The sequence below is a fragment of the Mycoplana sp. BE70 genome (assembly GCF_031455855.1).
Classification (GTDB): Bacteria; Pseudomonadota; Alphaproteobacteria; order Rhizobiales; family Rhizobiaceae; genus Mycoplana.
This window is the reverse complement of sequence record NZ_JAVDTM010000026.1, coordinates 1-1,471: the sequence shown is the minus strand read 5'-3', so window position 1 is coordinate 1,471 and position 1,471 is coordinate 1. Positions and strand designations below refer to the sequence as shown.

At 67.8% G+C, this 1,471-nt stretch carries 2 protein-coding genes; both read right to left on the bottom strand.

Annotated features, from left to right (window positions below; genetic code table 11):
• The coding region (locus J2Y48_RS25285; protein WP_310424393.1) for a carboxyl transferase domain-containing protein at nucleotides 1-758 on the bottom strand (758 nt) is incomplete at its 3' end.
• The coding region (locus tag J2Y48_RS25280) for an acyl-CoA dehydrogenase family protein (RefSeq protein ID WP_310424390.1) at nucleotides 758-1,471 on the bottom strand (714 nt) is incomplete at its 5' end. The genes J2Y48_RS25285 and J2Y48_RS25280, both read right to left, overlap by 1 nt.

The window sequence follows — 1,471 nt, the reverse complement described above, 5'->3', positions numbered from 1 at the left end:
CGGTCGTCGCGCGCCAGATGGTCGGCGACGCCGGACAGCCTCGTGTGCACGTCGCCGCCGCCGAGCTCCTCGGCCGTCACGACCTCGCCGGTGGCGGCCTTCACCAGCGGCGGGCCGGCGAGGAAGATCGTCCCCTGGTTCTGGACGATCACCGTCTCGTCGCTCATCGCCGGCACATAGGCGCCGCCCGCCGTGCAACTGCCCATGACGACGGCGATCTGGGCGATGCCCTTCGCCGACATCTGCGCCTGGTTGTAGAAGATCCGGCCGAAGTGGTCGCGGTCTGGAAACACCTCGTCCTGGTTCGGCAGGTTGGCGCCGCCGGAATCGACGAGATAGATGCAGGGCAGCCGGTTCGCTTCCGCGATCTCCTGGGCGCGCAGATGCTTCTTCACCGTGATCGGATAATAGGTCCCGCCCTTCACGGTCGCGTCGTTGCAGACGATCATGCACTCCTGGCCCGACACCCGACCGATGCCGGCGATCAGGCCGCCGCCCGGCGAGGCGCCGTCGTAGAGGCCGTGCCCTGTCGCGATCCCGATCTCCAGAAAAGGCGAGCCGGGATCGAGCAGTTGCGCTACCCGCTCGCGCGGAAGCAGCTTGCCGCGCCCGAGATGGCGCTCGCGCGCCTTTACCCCGCCACCCTCGAAGGCGACCTCTGCCGCGGCTTCCGCGGTGGCGATTGCCGAGAGCATCGCCTGCCGGTTGGCCGCAAAAACCTCGCCGCGCGGAACGATGTTCGATTTCAGCACCGCCATCACGCGGTCTCCTGGAAGATTTCGCGGCCGATCAGCATGCGCCGGATTTCGGAGGTGCCGGCGCCGATCTCGTAGAGCTTGGCGTCGCGCAACAGCCGCCCGGTCGGGTAGTCGTTGATGTAGCCGTTGCCGCCGAGCGCCTGGATCGCCTGCAACGCCTGCTGCGTCGCCTGTTCGGCGGCGTAGAGGATGCAGCCGGCGGCGTCCTTGCGGGTGGTCTCGCCGCGGTCGCAGGCGGCCGCGACGGCATAGACATAGGCGCGCGCCGAATTGAGCGCGACATACATGTCCGCCACCTTGCCCTGCATCAGCTGGAACTCGCCGATCGGCCGCTCGAACTGGCGGCGCTCGTGCACATAGGGAACGACGACATCGAGGCAGGCGGCCATGATGCCGAGCGAGCCGCCGGACAGCACCACCCGCTCGTAGTCGAGGCCGGACATCAGCACGTTGACGCCGCGCCCCTCCCCGCCCAGCACGTTCTCGGCCGACACCGCGCAGTCGGCAAACACCAACTCGCAGGTGTTGGAGCCGCGCATGCCGAGCTTGTCGAGTTTTTGCGCCGTGGAGAAGCCGGCAAAGCCCTTCTCGACCAAAAACGCGGTGATGCCGCGCGGACCGGCTTCCGGATCGGTCTTGGCGTAGACGACCAGCACGTCGGCATCGGGGCCGTTGGTGATCCACATCTTGTTGCCGTTCAGCACGTAGCGGTC